The organism is Streptomyces sp. NPDC006385 (genome assembly GCF_040612485.1).
Classification (GTDB): domain Bacteria; phylum Actinomycetota; class Actinomycetes; order Streptomycetales; family Streptomycetaceae; genus Streptomyces.
The window spans coordinates 18527-33564 of sequence record NZ_JBEXQG010000032.1; the positions used below are offsets into that span (position 1 = coordinate 18527).

Consider the following 15038-nt stretch of genomic DNA (forward strand, 5'->3'; position numbering starts at 1 on the left):
ATGAAACGCCCCGCCGACCGTTCACACCTCGCGCCACGCCTCCAACGCCAGCCCCGGCTCGTCGTTGCGCCGGGTGATGAGCAGCTGCCCCGTCGACGGGGACGCCGTGGCGGCGACCACCCGCTCGGTCTCGTCCACGGCCAGCGCCACCACCGCGTCGGCCGGGAGCTGCGGCCCCGACGCGGTCCACCACGCGCCCGCCGACTCCTGCTCCGTCGGATACGCGGCGAAGGCGACCCGGCCGCTCGCCGAGCGCTGGGCGAGCAACGTGCAGTCGTGGCCGTCGAGTTCACAGCGGATCGCGGCCACCGGGCCGGGCCCCGCGGACGCCAGCAGGGTCACCGGCTTGCCGCCGGGGCGCCAGGCGCACAGGTCGCCGGAGTCGTCCGTGTAGAAGAGGGTGGTGCGGTCCGCGGAGGTGGCGAGGGCGTACAGGGTGCCCGGGCGGACCGAGGTCTCCATCGCCTCCTCCAGGACCGGGACGCTGCCCGGCTCCTCCTGCCGCCAGTGCAGAAGGGCGCCGGGGGCGGCGGCGTACAGCTCGACGAGCCCGGACTCCCCCGTCACGGCGGCGAGCCGGTCGTCGGCCTCCCGCCCCTTGAGGTCGCGCCACGGCCCCCAGCCGCCGACCGCCTTCTGGCCGCGCATGCTGACGCCGCCGCCCTTGTTGCGCACGAAGACATGGGCGCGCCCCTGCGCGTCGACCGTGACCGCGGGCGTGCCGGTGCGGTCGCCGGTCCTGTCGGGGTGGCCGATCGAGATCCAGTCCAGGGCGGCCAGCCGGGGCCGGAAGTGCGTGGAGTGGACGAGCCCGGCCTCACCCGGCTTCGTCGGTCGCCAGGCGGCCAGATGGGCGTAGGCGTCGACGCCCTGGCCGACCGCGGGGCCGGGGCGCAGCTTCTGGTCGCCGCCGACCCGGCGTGGGGGTCCCCACGGGCCACCGGGCCCGAGTTCCGCCCGGCACAGGAGGGCGTCGTCGGTCGGCAGATAGACACTGAGGCGGCCGTCGCGGCCGCGGATGAGCCAGTCGCCGTTCACCGGTTCACTCTATTCGGGGCCTGCCCGCCGGGCGGCCCCGCCCCCGGGCAAGCTGGATCCCAGCAGCAACCTCCGTACGAGAACAGGAAGTCGACGTCATGACCGACAAGCTCACCGTGAGCGTCCTGGGCACCGGCATCATGGGCGCCGCGATGGCCCGCAACCTCGCGAAGGCCGGGCACGCCGTCCGCGCCTGGAACCGTACCCGGGCCAAGGCCGAACCCCTGGCCGCCGACGGCGCGTTCGTCGCCGACACCCCCGCCGAGGCGGTCCAGGGCGCCGACGTCGTCCTGACCATGCTGTACGACGGTCCCGCGACGCTGGACGTCATGCGTGCGGCGGCGCCCGCGCTGCGCCCCGGCGTCGCGTGGGTGCAGTCGACGACCGCCGGCGTCGAGGGGATCGCCGACCTGGCCGCCTTCGCCCGCGAGCACGGCCTCGTCTTCTACGACGCCCCGGTGCTCGGCACCCGCCAGCCCGCCGAGGCAGGTCGGCTCACCGTGCTGGCGGCGGGACCGGTCGAGGGGCGTCGGACGGTGACGCCGGTGTTCGAGGCCGTCGGTGCCCGTACGGTGTGGACCGGTGAGGACGGCGGGGCGGGCAGCGCGACCCGTCTCAAGCTGGTCGCCAACAGCTGGGTGCTGGCGGTGACGAACGCGGCCGGTGAGGTGCTGGCGCTGGCCGATGCCCTCGACGTCGATCCCCAGCGGTTCTTCGAGGTGATCGACGGCGGCCCGCTCGACATGGGGTACCTGCGCGCCAAGACCGGACTGGTGCTGAACGGCAGCCTGTCCCCGGCCCAGTTCGCGGTGGGTACGGCGGCGAAGGACGCGCGGCTCATCGTGGAGGCGGGCGAGCGGTACGGCGCCCGCCTGGACGTGGCCGAGGCCAGTGCGCGGCGCTTCGAGCGGGCGGCCGCGCTGGGGCACGGGGACGAGGACATGGCGGCGGCCTACTTCGCCAGCTTCGAGGAGGACGGGGGCAAGGACCGGGCCGCGGAGTGAGCCGGCGGTCCTCGGCCCGTGAACGCCGTGGAACGCCGTGCGACCCTTGCCCCATGAACGAGGACGCCCCCCTGCTCGTGATCGTCGACGCCGCGAATGTCGTCGGGTCGGTGCCCGACGGGTGGTGGCGGGATCGGCGGGGGGCCGCGGAGCGGCTGCGGGACCTGCTGGCGGCGGACGGGGTGCCGGGGCGTGCGGGGCCCGTGGAGATCGTGCTCGTGGTGGAGGGGGCGGCTCGGGGCGTGGAGTCCGTGCCGGGCGTGCGGGTTGAGCCGCGGGCGGGAGCGGGGACGACCACATGGTCGAGCTCGTCGCGCACGCGGGCGGGCGGCCCTGCCTGGTGGTGACCGCGGATCGGGAACTGCGCCGGAGGGTCACGGAGTTGGGGGCCGAGGTGGCGGGGCCGCGTACGGTTCGGCCGTAGCCGGCCGCCGTACGCGGTCCCGCGCCGTGGGGCTCGACTACGCGGTGTCTCCGCGCTCTCCCTTCTCCACCTCCGCCACGCTCGTCTCCTCGTGCCGTCCGAGGCGGCTGTGGGAGCGGCCATAGAGGAAGTACACGACGAACCCGGCGGCCATCCAGATGGCGAACCGGACCCAGGTCTCGGCGGGCAGGTTGATCATCAGCCAGAGCGAGGCGCACACCGACAGGATGGGAATGACCGGCACCCAGGGGGTGCGGAAGGACCGGTGCAGGTCGGGGCGGCTCTTGCGCAGGATGATCACGCCGATGGCCACGACGACGAAGGCGAACAGGGTGCCGATGTTCACCAGGGCGGCGAGTTCCGTCAGCGGGGTGAAGCCGGCGAGAACCGCGATGACCACGCCGAGCAGGATGGTCGGCCGGTGCGGGGTCTTGAACCGCGGGTGCACCTGGGAGAAGAAGCGGGGCAGCAGTCCGTCCCGGCTCATCGCGAAGAAGACCCGGGTCTGTCCGAGGAGCAGGATCATGCAGACGGTCGTCAGGCCGACGGCGGCGCCGAAGCTGATGAAGCCCGCGTACCACGGATGCCCGGTGGCCTTGAAGGCGTCGGCGAGCGGGGCGTCCACGGACAGCCGGCTGTAGTGCTGCATGCCCGTGACGACGATCGACACCAGGACGTACAACGTGGTGCAGATCAGGAGGGAGCCGAGGATGCCGCGCGGCATGTCGCGCTGCGGGTTCTTGGTCTCCTCGGCGGCGGTGGCCACGACGTCGAAGCCGATGAAGGCGAAGAACACGACCGAGGCGGCGGTGAAGATGCCCATCACGCCGAAGTTGGAGGGCGCCCAGCCGAACATGAGCTGGATCAGCGGGGCTTGGAGACTCTCGCCGGCCTCCACGGCCTGCTGCTTCGGAATGAACGGGTCGTAGTTGTCGCCGTCGATGAAGAAGGCACCGGCGATGATCACGGTCAGGACGACCGTCACCTTGATGGCGACGACGAGCGAGGTGATCCGCGCGGACAGCTTCATGCCGAGGACGAGGATGCCGGTGAGCACCAGGACCAGCGCGGCGGCGAGGATGTCGAAGCCGAAGGCGTCGGCGCCCTCACGGCTGCCCAGGGCCGCGGGCATCTCCCAGCCCGCGTTGTCCATGAGCGACTGGATGTAGCCGGACCAGCCGACGGCCACCACCGCCGTCCCGAGCGCGAACTCCAGGACCAGGTCCCAGCCGATGATCCAGGCGGGCAGTTCGCCGAGGGAGGCGTACGAGAACGTGTACGCGGACCCGGCGACCGGAACCGTGGAGGCGAACTCGGCGTAACAGAGGGCGGCCAGGGCGCAGGCCACGCCGGCCGCGACGAACGCCAGGGCCACCGCGGGTCCGGCGTTGTTCTTGGCGACTGTTCCGGTCAGGACGAAGATGCCGGTGCCGATGATGACACCGACACCGAAGACGGTCAGGTCCAGCGCGGACAAGGACTTCTTGAGCGCGTGCTCTGGCTCCTCGGTGTCGAGGATGGACTGCTCGACTCTCTTCGTCCGGAAGAGTGTGCTGCTCACGGTCATACCTCCCACGCTTGTCCTCGACATGATCGAGAGGGGGCGTGGTACGCATGCCCCGACACGGGCGGAGTCACACAGATGGGCCGGTTTCACCACCATCACGATGGCGAAACCGGCCCATACGGCCGTACCCGTGGGACAGGTCCCGGGCATACCCGTGGGGTCAGTCCCGGGCGTACCCGTGGGGTCAGTCCCGGGCGGGCTCAACCGAGTCGACCTCGGCCGCCGTACGGTCGAACCGGCCGTCCAGCTTGGAGACCAGACCGGTGACCTGGCGGGCGATGTCGGGGGCGGTGAGGCCGATCTCGGCCATCACCTCGGCGCGGGAGGCGTGGTCGAGGAAGCGCGGCGGGATGCCGAAGTCGCGCAGCGGGACGTCCACGCCCGCGTCGCGCAGGGCCTGCGCGATCGTCGAGCCGACGCCGCCCACCCGGGAGTTGTCCTCGACGGTGACGACCACGCGGTGCCGCTCGGCGAGCGGGGCCATGGCCTCGTCGACGGGCTTGACCCAGCGCGGGTCGACGACGGTGGTGGAGATGCCCTGCTTGTCGAGCAGGTCGGCGATCTCCAGGCACATCGGCGCGAGGGCGCCGACGGAGACGAGCAGCACGTCCGGGGTGTCGGTGCCGGGCTCGCGCAGCACGTCCATGCCGCCGACGCGGCCGACGGCGGGGACGGCGGGGCCGACGGCGCCCTTGGAGAAGCGGACGACGGTCGGGGCGTCCTTGACCTGGACGGCCTCGCGCAGTTGTGCCCGGACCTGGTCGGCGTCGCGCGGGGCGGCCAGCCGCAGCCCGGGGACGACCTGGAGGATCGACATGTCCCACATGCCGTTGTGGGAGGCGCCGTCGGTGCCGGTGACGCCGGCGCGGTCCAGGACGAAGGTGACCCCGCACTTGTGCAGCGCCACGTCCATGAGGACCTGGTCGAAGGCGCGGTTGAGGAAGGTGGCGTAGACGGCGAAGACGGGGTGCACACCGCCCGTCGCCAGGCCCGCCGCGGACACGGCGCCGTGCTGCTCGGCGATGCCGACGTCGTAGACCCGCTCGGGGAACCGCTTGGCGAACCTGTCCAGGCCCACCGGCTGGAGCATGGCCGCGGTGATCGCGACGATGTCCTCGCGCTCCTCGCCCAGCTTGACCATCTCCTCGCCGAAGACGGACGTCCAGTCGGCGCCGGACGTGGCGATCGGCAGTCCGGTGTCGGGGTGGATCTTGCCGACGGCGTGGAAGCGGTCGGCCTCGTCCTGGAGGGCGGGCTGGTAGCCGCGGCCCTTCTCGGTGAGGCAGTGCACGATGACCGGGCCGCCGAAGCGCTTGGCGCGTGCCAGCGCCGACTCCAGGGCCTCGATGTCGTGCCCGTCGATCGGGCCGACGTACTTCAGGCCGAGGTCCTCGAACATGCCCTGCGGGGCGATGAAGTCCTTGAGGCCCTTCTTGGCCCCGTGGAGGGTCTCGTAGAGCGGCTTGCCGACGACGGGGGTGCGGTCGAGGATCTCCTTCGTGCGGGCGAGGAAGCGCTCGTAGCCGTCGGTGGTGCGCAGGGTCGCCAGGTGGTTGGCGAGGCCGCCGATGGTGGGCGCGTAGGAGCGCTCGTTGTCGTTGACGACGATGACGAGGGGGCGGTCCTTGGCCTCGGCGATGTTGTTCAGCGCCTCCCAGGCCATGCCGCCGGTCAGCGCGCCGTCACCGATGACGGCCACGACATGGCTGTCGCGTTCGAGCAGTTGGTTGGCCTTGGCGAGTCCGTCGGCCCAGCCGAGGACGGTCGAGGCGTGCGAGTTCTCGATGATGTCGTGCTCGGACTCGGCCTGCGAGGGGTAGCCGGACAGGCCGCCCTTCATCTTCAGCCGGCTGAAGTCCTGGCGGCCGGTGAGCAGCTTGTGGACGTAGGACTGGTGGCCGGTGTCCCAGAGCACCTTGTCCTTGGGCGAGTCGAAGACCCGGTGCAGGGCGATGGTCAGCTCCACGACACCGAGGTTGGGGCCGAGGTGGCCGCCGGTCTTGGAAACCGCGTCGACGAGGAAGGTCCGGATCTCCTCCGCCAGCTGGTCCAGCTGCTCCGGGCTGAGCCGGTCCAGATCGCGCGGTCCCGTGATGCGGGTCAGCAGCGGCACCCGTGCCTCCTTGCATTAGAGCTGTTCGAGCTGTTTCCGGGCTTGTCGAGTCTAATGTTCCGCCCTCGGGGACGACGCCCGGGCGGTGCGTCATGCGTCACCGTTCGGCTCTACCCATGAGCAACGCTCCGTACGACACGACTGTGCCCGGCACCCATGCGGTGCCGGGCACGGTCACGCCGGTACGGGGCGCGGGGCGGAGCGCTACGCGCGCCCCGCGGTCTTCTGCGTCTTGCGCGTGATCGAGTCGATCACGACCGTCGTCAGCAGAACACCCGCGGTGATCATGTACTTCACCGGCTCGGCGATGGACTCCAGCTGCAGCCCGTACTGGATGGAGACGATCACCAGCACACCGAGCAGCGCGTTCCACGTCCGCCCACGACCGCCGAACAGCGACGTACCACCGATGACGGCCGCGGCGATGGCGTTCATCAGCAGGTCACCGGTACCGGCGCTCTGGTTGGCGGAGGCGATCTTCGAGGCGAGGAAGAGACCGCCGATCGCCGCGAAGCCGCCCGAGATCGCGAACACGGAGATCCGCACCGCGGTCACGTTGATACCCGCACGACGCGAGGCCTCGACGCTGCCACCGAGGGCGAAGACCTTGCGGCCGTACGCCGTCCTGCGCAGCAGGAAGTCCGTGCCGACCAGGAACACCAGGAAGATCACGGTGGCCAGCGGCAGACCCTTGTACTGGTTGTACATGATCGCCGCCGCGAAGGAGACCACACCGAGCAGTACCGTCCGCAGGATCGTGTCGCTCAGCGGCCGGGACGGGATCCCGACGGCGGCGCGGCGGCGGTTGCCGAGGAACGAGGTGATGAAGAACACAGCGGTCACCACGGCCGCCAGGCCGTACGCGGCGGCCACGTCGGTGAAGAAGTACGTGGTCAGCTTGCCGATCAGCCCGTCGCTGTCGAGGTTGATCGTGCCGTTCTCGCCCAGTGTCTGGAGCATGAAGCCGAGCCAGAACAGCAGACCGGCCAGGGTGACGGCGAAGGCGGGAGCGCCGAGCACCGCGAAGAAGAAGCCGTGCGCCGCGCCGATGACGACACCGGCGGCGACTGCGAACAGCACGGCCGCCCACTCGGGCCAGCCCTGGTTCACCGCGAGGACGGCCGCGATGGCGCTGGACGCGCCGCTGACCGAGCCGACGGACAGGTCGATCTCGCCGAGCAGCAGCACGAAGACGATGCCGACGGAGATCATGCCCGTGCCGACCATGGTGACGGTGATGTCGCTGATGTTCTGCGCGGACAGGAAGGCGGAGTTCAGGCTCTGGAAGATGACGCAGATGGCGATCAGGCCGAGGATGACCGGCAGGGAGCCCAGCTCACCGGCCTTCAGCTTGCGCCGGAACTCGGTGAGGTAACCGGCCAGGCCCTGCTCCTGCACCAGCAGGCGGGGGTCGACCGCGGTCACCGCGGCCGCGGCGGCCTCGGTGTTGACGACCTCGTGCTCGTCCTTCGGTGTCGTGGAGGTCTTGTCGATGCTCACTTGGAAACCTCCCCGGTCGTGCGCGCCGCACGGCGGGTCACGGCGTTGTCGGTGGCGCCGGTGATGGCGGAGATGATCTCCTCCTGCGAGGTCGTCTTGACCTCGAAGACGCCGTTGTTGCGGCCGAGGCGCAGCACCGCGACCTTGTCCGCGACGGCCTTGACGTCGGCCATGTTGTGGCTGATGAGGATGACGGCGTGCCCGCGCTCGCGCAGCCGCTCCACGAGGTCGAGGACCTGGGCGGTCTGCTCGACGCCGAGGGCCGCGGTGGGCTCGTCGAGGATGACGAGCCTGGGCTCGCCGAGCATGGAGCGGGCGATGGCCACGGTCTGGCGCTGACCGCCGGAGAGCGAGGCGATCGGGATGCGGACGCTGGGGATGCGGATCGACAGCGTCTGGAGCAGCTCGCGGGAGCGGCGCTCCATCTCGACCTCGTCGAGGATGCCGCGCTTCTTCAGCTCGCGGCCCAGGAAGAGGTTGCCGACGACGTCGATGTTGTCGCACAGCGCGAGGTCCTGGTACACCGTCGCGATGCCCAGGCTCTGGGCGTCGTGCGGCCGGTTGATCGAAACGGCCTTGCCTTCCCACTCGATGACGCCCTCATCGATGGGGTGCACGCCGGCGATCGTCTTGACCAGCGTGGACTTTCCGGCGCCGTTGTCGCCCACCAGGGCGACCACTTCACCGGCGTGGACCTCAAGCTCTACGTCGGTGAGCGCCTGAACGGCACCGAATCGCTTGGAGACCCCGCGCAACGCCAGCACGGGCGTAGCGGACACGTGAACCATCTCCTTCGCCGCCTGACCCGGCGGAAGGTAGTGCAGAAGAGTTGGGGGAGTTCCGTCCGGCGCCCCGCGCCGAGCTTTGCGGGGCTGGATGACGCGCGGGACGCCGGAGGAGTTGGAGCAGTCATGTCCCGTGCGGGAGTTCAGGGACGAACGCCCGTACCCGGCAAGGGACCTGGGGCTGCTTACTTGATGCCGAGCTTGTCGCAGGCGGCCTTGTACTTGCCGGTGCAGATCTCGGCGGCCGTGTAGACGCCGTCCTTGATGACGGTGTCGTTGATGTTGTCCTTGGTCAGCGAGGTGACGGGCACGAGCACGGACGGGATGCCCTTCTCGCTGCCGCTGTCGACCTTGTCCTTGGCGACGGAGTCGAGCGACTTGCCCTGGGCGAGCGCGACGGCCATCTCGGCGGCGGCCTCGGCCTCGGGAGCGTACGGCTTGTAGACGCTCATGTACTGCTCACCGGCGACGATGCGCTGCACGGCGGCGAGTTCCGCGTCCTGGCCGGTGACCGGGACGTCGATGCCGGCCGCCTTCAGGGCGGTGATGATGCCGCCCGCCATGCCGTCGTTGGCGGAGTAGACGCCGACGATCTTGTCCTTGCCGAGGGCGGAGATGGCCGCCTCCATGTTGGCGTTGGCGTTCTCCGGCTTCCACTCCTTGGTGTCGTACTCCTTGCCGATCTTCACCTTGCCGTCGAGGGCGGCGTGCGCGCCCTCCTTGAACTGGGCGGCGTTCGGGTCGGTGACGGAGCCGTTCATCATGACGATCTGGCCGTCCTTGGCCTTGTCGCCCAGGGCCTTCAGCAGGGCCTCGCCCTGCGTCTTGCCGACCTGCACGTTGTCGAACGAGGTGTAGGCGCTGATCGGGCCCTCGGCCAGGCGGTCGTAGGCGACGACCTTGATGCCCTGGTCCACGGCCTTCTGCACGGAGTTCTTGATCGCCTTGGCGTCGACGGCGTCCAGGATCAGGACGTCCACCTTGTTGGTGATCATGGTGTCGACCTGCTGTGCCTGCAGGTTGGCGTCCTGCTTGGCGTTGTTGTAGTCGACGGTCGCCTTGCCGTTCGTCAGCTCCTTGATCTTCTGCTGGATCAGCGGGCGGTCGAACTTCTCGTAGCGCGCGGTCTGGTTCTCCGGGAGCAGGAGACCGACCTTGATGTCATCACCCTTGGCGGCGGAAGCAGTGGAGTCGTTGCCGCCGCCCGCTTCCTCGGCGCTGCCACAGGCAGCCAGCGAGACGGCCATCGCACCAGCGGCGACGGCGACGGCGGCACGACGCATACGCGTGTTCACTTCAGAAACCTCCCTGACGAGGCCGCGACATTGCGGCCGAGGTGGCTGGAAGTCAACTCGGCCACACGTACGACGTCAAGAAGTAAATCCTTAACGGCTTGGCAACGGTGCCATCCGTTCTCTAAGTGAAGGCAGGGGCGGCTACCTGCGGCGTACTGGCGACAGTTCCGTCCAAAAGCGCGGAATCACCCATCTCGCTGAGCGCGAGCGCGAGTGCGCCGAGCACCTCCGCGCGTCCGCCAAGTGCCCCGGGAAGAACGGACAGTTGGCGTGCCGCGCTGGGAATGGCATAGCGGCCGACGGACTCCCGGATCGGCCCGAGGACCAGCTCACCGGCTTCGGCGAGATCACCGCCGAGGACCACGCGGCTCGGGTTCAGGAGATTGCAGAGGTTGGCGACTCCACTGCCGATATGGCGGCCGACGTCGGCGATCACCCGACGGCAGCCCGGGTCTCCGTCCCTGGCCAGCCGTACGACGCCCTCCATGGTGAGGTCGGTGCCATGGCTGGACTGGAGCAGCGGCAGCACATAGCGGGCGGCCGCGAAGGTCTCCAGGCAGCCCCGGTTTCCGCAGCGGCAGACCGGGCCGGACTCGTCAAGGGTGATATGTCCGATTTCTCCCGCTGTGCCGCCCGGGCCCCGGTAGATCTTGCCGCTGATGACCAGACCGGCACCCACACCGCTCGCGACCTTGATGTACGCCAGGTCCCGCACCCCCCGGCCACTGCCCCAGACCAGCTCGCCGAGGGCGCCCAGGTTGGCGTCGTTGTCCACGTGCACGGGCACGCCGAGCCGGCCGCGCAGCTCCTCCGCCGGCTTGGTGCCGGTCCAGCCGGGCAGGATGGCGGTCGAGCCCAGGGTGCCGGACTCGACGTCGATGGGGCCGGGTACGCCGAGGCCGACCCCGGCGATCTTGGACCGGTCGACTCCCGTTGCCGCGATCAGGCGATTGACCAGCTCCTCCGCCCGGTCGAAGCCCTGCGTCGAGGAGGCGTCGACATCGAGCGGCTCGGACTCCTCGGCCAGCACCTGGTGGGCGAGGTTCCCGACCGCGACGCGCAGATGCGTATGGCCGAAGTCGACTCCTATGACGATCCCGGCGTCACCGCTGAGCGAGACGCTGCGGGCCCGGCGGCCACCCGCCGACGTGGGCGTGACCTCGACCGTTCCGCCGTCCTTGAGCTCCCGGACGATGTTCGAGACCGTCGCCGCGGACAGACCCGTGGTCCTGGCGATCTCCGCCTGGGTGAGCGATCCGGCCAGCCTGACGGCACGGACGACCCGCTCCAGGTTGGCTCGGTGCAGCGACGACTGCGACCCCGGAGTCTCCACGACGACCTCCTGCGCGCGGGACCGCTTCGACGGGGCCCCGTTCATGTCCAACTAGTGAACTCTAAGCTGAGCCGTTCGGGTTGCCTCCCGTCAAGAGGTTGAACCGGATCCGGGGGTGTGTACACGCACACGTGAGCCGCCCCGTCCCGGGGCGGCCCAGTTTCGACACTCAGTGACGTGCCCCTTACGCTGGGGCCAACAGACAGCGTTTACTTCAGTGCGCCGGCCGTCAGGCCCGCCTGCACCTGCCGCTGGAAGATGAAGTAGACGATGAGCACCGGCAGCATCGCGATCATCATGCCGGCCATCAGGGCGCCCCAGTCGTTCTCGTAGCCCTGCTGGAGGGCGATCATCGCCAGGCCCTGGGTGAGGACGTACTTGTCCTCGTTCTGGTTGAGGACCATCGGCAGCAGGTACTGGTTCCACTGCCCCAGGAAGTTGAAGATGCCGATGCTGATCAGGCCCGGCTTGGCCATCGGCAGCATCACCTGGAAGAACGTGCGTGTGTGCGAGGCGCCGTCGATCAGCGCCGCCTCCGCGACCGACGTCGGCAGCGTGCGGAAGAACGCGGTCATGAAGAAGACCGTGAACGGCAGCGAGTAGGCGATGTAGACGAGGATCAGCCCGTGGTACGTCGCCAGCAGCGTGCTGCCCGGGAAGTCGCGCAGCACGAAGAACAGCGGGATGACCAGCATGAACACCGGGAAGGACATGCCTGCCACGAACATGAAGTAGATGAACCGGTTGCCCGGGAAGGTGAACCGGGCCAGCACGTACGCCGCCATCGAGCCCAGCACCATCGTGCCGACCACCGAACCGCCCACCACGATCGCGGTGTTCAGGAAGTACCGGCCCATGTTCGCCTTGTTCCAGGCGTTGGCCCAGTTCTCGAGGTGGAGCGAGGTGGGCAGCCCCCAGGGGTCGGACAGGATGCCGTTGCTCGTCTTGAAGGAGCTCCACAGCACCCACAGCAGCGGTACGCCCACCATCAGCGCCCACACGACGAGCATGCCGTGCGAGAAGACGTGCAGGACGCCGCCCTCGGAGGTACGGCCGTCGGCCGGGCCGAGGGTCTTGGTCACCTTCGGACGGGCCGGCTCGTCCGTCTTGGTGACCGTGCCGGTGTTCGTGTCGGTCGTCATCGCCCCGTACCCCTAGAACTCGATCCGCTCACGCCGCGCGAAGCGCAGGGTGAGCACTGCGAACGTCATGGTGACGATGAGCATCGCGACGCCCATCGCGGACGCGTAGCCGAACTGGCTGTCGCGGAAGGCCGTCAGGTACAGGCGCAGCGGCATGACGTCCGTGGCGCCGTCGGGGCCGCCCATGTTGACCGACATGATCTGCACCAGGGCGAAGCCGTCCAGGGCGATGATGCCCATGTAGACCCAGCCGGTCTGCACGGTGTCCCACAGCAGCGGCAGGGTGATCCTGAAGAAGGTGTGGAAGCGGCCCGCGCCGTCCAGCAGCGCCGCCTCGTAGATGTCCCGCGGGATGGACGCCATCGCCGCCGAGAACAGCACGACGTAGAAGCCCACGTGGGACCAGATCATCACCGCCATGATGCACATCAGGGCGAGACTCTTCTCTCCCAGCCAGGCGTTCTGCCAGCCGTCCAGACCGACCGCGCCGAGCAGGGAGTTGAGCATGCCGTCCTGCGGGTCGGGGTTGTAGATGTTGAACCAGATGACGGCGATGATGGTGATGGAGATGACCTGCGGGAAGAAGAAGACGAAACGGTAGAACTTGGAACCCGCGACGCCGGTGATGACTTCGTTCTTACGGCGTTTTCCGCCGACGTTGAGCATGAAGGCGAAGAACAGGCCGAGCGCCAGCGTCACGATCGGCACCGCGATCAGCATGTAGACGTTGTGCCACAGCGCGTTCCAGAAGTCCTCGTTGTGCCAGAGCTTTTCGAAGTTCTCGAGTCCGACGAACTTCGCGGTTCCGACGAGGCCCGACCAGTCGGTCAGCGAGATCTGGAACGCCTGGACGAACGGCGAGATCACGAAGACCGCGTACACGATCACGGGCAGGGCCAGGAAGCCCACGATGAATCGGTATTTGCCGTGTTGCATGGTGTGCTTCCCGGACCTTCCCCTCGGTGTTGTGCCCGGCCTACTTCTCGCGCTTGAACTTCTTCACGGAATCGTCCTTCGCCACGGCGTCGGCGTATTGCTGCGTCTTCTTGATCCAGTCGGCCGCCTTCAGTTCACCGGTGAGGAGCTGGCCGGTGAGCCCGCCGATCTTCTCGTCCGTCAGCGAGGGGTACCACTCCTGGAGCTGGAGGCTGATGATGTTGTCGCCGGCGTCCTTGAACGCCTTGCTCGCCGAGGCGAGGCCCGGCGAGAGAGTCATGCCCTCGGTGGCGTCGACGACACAGGTCAGCGACTTGACCTTGGTGGCGAAGTTCTGCGCGTGCTTCTTGGAGAGCATGATGCGCAGCAGCTCCATGCCGCCGGCCGGGTTCTTCCCCTTGCCGGCCACGATGTAGGGCTCGCTGGGCTCGGCGCGCAGGGTGCCGTGCGGCAGCTTGTCGCCGCCGGAGCCGTCGAAGAGGGCACCGACGGACATCCGGAAGTCCTTGGGCGTGGTCGGGGCGGCCTCGTTCTCCACCCAGGAGCCGTTGGGGATGAAGATCGCCTTGCCCTTGTTCCAGGCGGTCTGCGACTGAATGTGCGTCAGGCCCTGGCTGCCTTGGAGGAAGTACTTCTTGGCGGCCAGCTCCTCGTAGTGCTCGACGACCTGCTTGACCGCGTCGTTGCCGGTCCAGGCGTTCGGCTCCAGGTTGTCGATGGCGATCCAGCCGTCCATGCCGCCGATCTTGGCGATCTGGGCGAACAGGTTGAAATGGACGTAGTACGGATACTTTCCGGCGTACGTCCAGGGCGCGATGCCCTTCTTCTTGATCTCGCCGCACAGCTTGACCATGTCGTCGAGCGATTTGGGGTACTCCCAGCCGTTGTCGTCGAGGGCCTTCTGCGAGTACCAGGTGCCGTAGATGGTGAAGGCGTAGTAGAGCACGTCGAAGGTGTCGCCGTGCTTGCCCTTCTCGATGGTGCTCGGGTGGATGACGTCCGAGATCTTCTTGCTCGCGTCGTCCAACGAGGGCGCGTCGAGCAGCGGCTGGAGGTCCTGGAGCTGGCCCTGGGTGGACAGCTTGTTCATGTCGAGGTGGTCGGCGCCGGAGTTGTCGATGACGTCCGGCGGGTTGCCGCCCGCGAAGCGCGGGGTCAGCTTCGGGCCGACCTGCTGGGTACCGGTGTGCTTGACCTCGGCCTTGTACTTCGCCTTGTAGTCGGCCTCCGCGTCCTTGGCGTACTGGTCACCGAGGCCGCCCTTGAAGATGAACGCCTCCAGCGCGGCACCCTCCTTCACGCCGAGCGGGTTGGTGGCCGACTTCGGACCACCGGGCGCCTTGCTCTCCTGGCTCTCGCCGCCGCCACCGCCGGTGGCACAGGCCGACAGGAAGCTCATCGTCGGTACGGAGATCAGACCGAGCGCGACGGACCGCCTGATCAGGTCGCGGCGTCCGACACCAGGTGCGCCGGTGTTCTCGGTGCCATCGTTCTCGACGTTCTCGACGTTCTCGGCGGAAGTGGATCCCATGCTCAAGTCCTCGCCTTCTCCAGGACTCAGGCGGTGAACCGGATCCTCCCCGGCACCGCGATCGGGTCGAACTGGTCGTGCAGGCTGGGTCGTGCAGGAAGTGCGGATCGTGTGAATCGCCGATAGGTATAGTCCACTTCCCGCCAACGGAGCAAGATCGAATGCAAGGTTGGCCGGTGGTCTTTTCCGAGTTGAGACCTGCCGGAAATACGAGCGACCTGCGCGTTCCTTGGCGGAAAATTCCCTGCCATCGGCCCCGATTGCCACATCCAACACCCTTGACATGACTGAGTACTTGGGCCACAACTGATCCTTGCGCATCGAAGTTGACAACGTTGTCCCGTGCGCAGGGAGGCTACCCGTTGAAGCA

11 protein-coding genes and 1 pseudogene are annotated in these 15038 nt (G+C 68.6%); 2 read left to right on the forward strand and 10 right to left on the reverse strand.

The features are described 5' to 3' along the window. Positions 1-21: 21 nt before the first annotated feature. A complete protein-coding gene (locus ABZ078_RS23715) occupies positions 22-1038 on the reverse strand; it encodes a hypothetical protein (protein ID WP_356578137.1) in 1017 nt (338 codons plus the stop codon). A 98-nt stretch (positions 1039-1136) separates the two neighbouring features. On the opposite strand from ABZ078_RS23715, the gene ABZ078_RS23720 reads away from it, so the two are divergent. Beyond that, positions 1137-2042, forward strand: coding sequence for an NAD(P)-dependent oxidoreductase (locus tag ABZ078_RS23720; RefSeq protein WP_356578139.1), 906 nt, complete (start codon positions 1137-1139; stop codon positions 2040-2042). 53 nt (positions 2043-2095) lie between these two features. Further along, positions 2096-2466, forward strand: a pseudogene (locus ABZ078_RS23725) (NTP pyrophosphohydrolase). Positions 2467-2503: 37 nt separating this feature from the next. Here ABZ078_RS23725 and ABZ078_RS23730 read toward each other — a convergent pair. The 9 genes from ABZ078_RS23730 to ngcE form a co-directional block, all read right to left on the reverse strand. Beyond that, the gene (locus ABZ078_RS23730) at positions 2504-4027 is read right to left on the reverse strand and encodes an amino acid permease (RefSeq protein ID WP_356578141.1); all 1524 of its coding nucleotides are present in this window, start codon (positions 4025-4027) and stop codon (positions 2504-2506) included. 190 nt (positions 4028-4217) lie between these two features. Beyond that, positions 4218-6146 (reverse strand): 1-deoxy-D-xylulose-5-phosphate synthase, encoded by a 1929-nt coding sequence (gene dxs, locus ABZ078_RS23735; protein ID WP_356578143.1) that lies wholly within the window; start codon positions 6144-6146, stop codon positions 4218-4220. Between the two features lie 204 nt (positions 6147-6350). Beyond that, entirely contained in the window at positions 6351-7646 is a 1296-nt protein-coding gene (locus tag ABZ078_RS23740; protein ID WP_356578147.1) for a sugar ABC transporter permease, read from the reverse strand. After that, complete coding sequence (locus ABZ078_RS23745) at positions 7643-8434, reverse strand: ATP-binding cassette domain-containing protein (protein WP_356578149.1); 792 nt, start codon at positions 8432-8434, stop codon at positions 7643-7645. The genes ABZ078_RS23740 and ABZ078_RS23745 overlap by 4 nt, the downstream gene beginning before the upstream one ends. A gap of 182 nt (positions 8435-8616) precedes the next feature. After that, on the reverse strand, positions 8617-9714 hold the full coding sequence (locus ABZ078_RS23750) for a substrate-binding domain-containing protein (RefSeq protein ID WP_356578230.1): 1098 nt from the start codon (positions 9712-9714) through the stop codon (positions 8617-8619). A 133-nt stretch (positions 9715-9847) separates the two neighbouring features. Next, a complete protein-coding gene (locus ABZ078_RS23755) occupies positions 9848-11059 on the reverse strand; it encodes an ROK family transcriptional regulator (RefSeq protein WP_356578232.1) in 1212 nt (403 codons plus the stop codon). A 209-nt stretch (positions 11060-11268) separates the two neighbouring features. Then, a complete protein-coding gene (locus ABZ078_RS23760) occupies positions 11269-12201 on the reverse strand; it encodes a carbohydrate ABC transporter permease (RefSeq protein WP_356578151.1) in 933 nt (310 codons plus the stop codon). A gap of 12 nt (positions 12202-12213) precedes the next feature. Then, positions 12214-13137, reverse strand: a complete 924-nt coding sequence (locus tag ABZ078_RS23765; protein WP_356578153.1) for a sugar ABC transporter permease — start codon at positions 13135-13137, stop codon at positions 12214-12216. 40 nt (positions 13138-13177) lie between these two features. Beyond that, positions 13178-14668, reverse strand: coding sequence for an N-acetylglucosamine/diacetylchitobiose ABC transporter substrate-binding protein (gene ngcE, locus ABZ078_RS23770; protein ID WP_356578155.1), 1491 nt, complete (start codon positions 14666-14668; stop codon positions 13178-13180). Positions 14669-15038: the final 370 nt, after the last annotated feature.

Bases quoted from the DNA above. Each gene is read 5' to 3' on its own strand.
- ABZ078_RS23720 (WP_356578139.1), top strand. From the start codon at position 1,137: ATGACCGACAAGCTCACCGTGAGCGTCCTGGGCACCGGCATCATGGGC.
- ABZ078_RS23745 (WP_356578149.1), bottom strand. From the start codon at position 8,434: ATGGTTCACGTGTCCGCTACGCCCGTGCTGGCGTTGCGCGGGGTCTCC.
- ABZ078_RS23750 (WP_356578230.1), bottom strand. From the start codon at position 9,714: ATGCGTCGTGCCGCCGTCGCCGTCGCCGCTGGTGCGATGGCCGTCTCG.
- ABZ078_RS23760 (WP_356578151.1), bottom strand. From the start codon at position 12,201: ATGACGACCGACACGAACACCGGCACGGTCACCAAGACGGACGAGCCG.
- ABZ078_RS23765 (WP_356578153.1), bottom strand. From the start codon at position 13,137: ATGCAACACGGCAAATACCGATTCATCGTGGGCTTCCTGGCCCTGCCC.
- ngcE (WP_356578155.1), bottom strand. From the start codon at position 14,668: ATGGGATCCACTTCCGCCGAGAACGTCGAGAACGTCGAGAACGATGGC.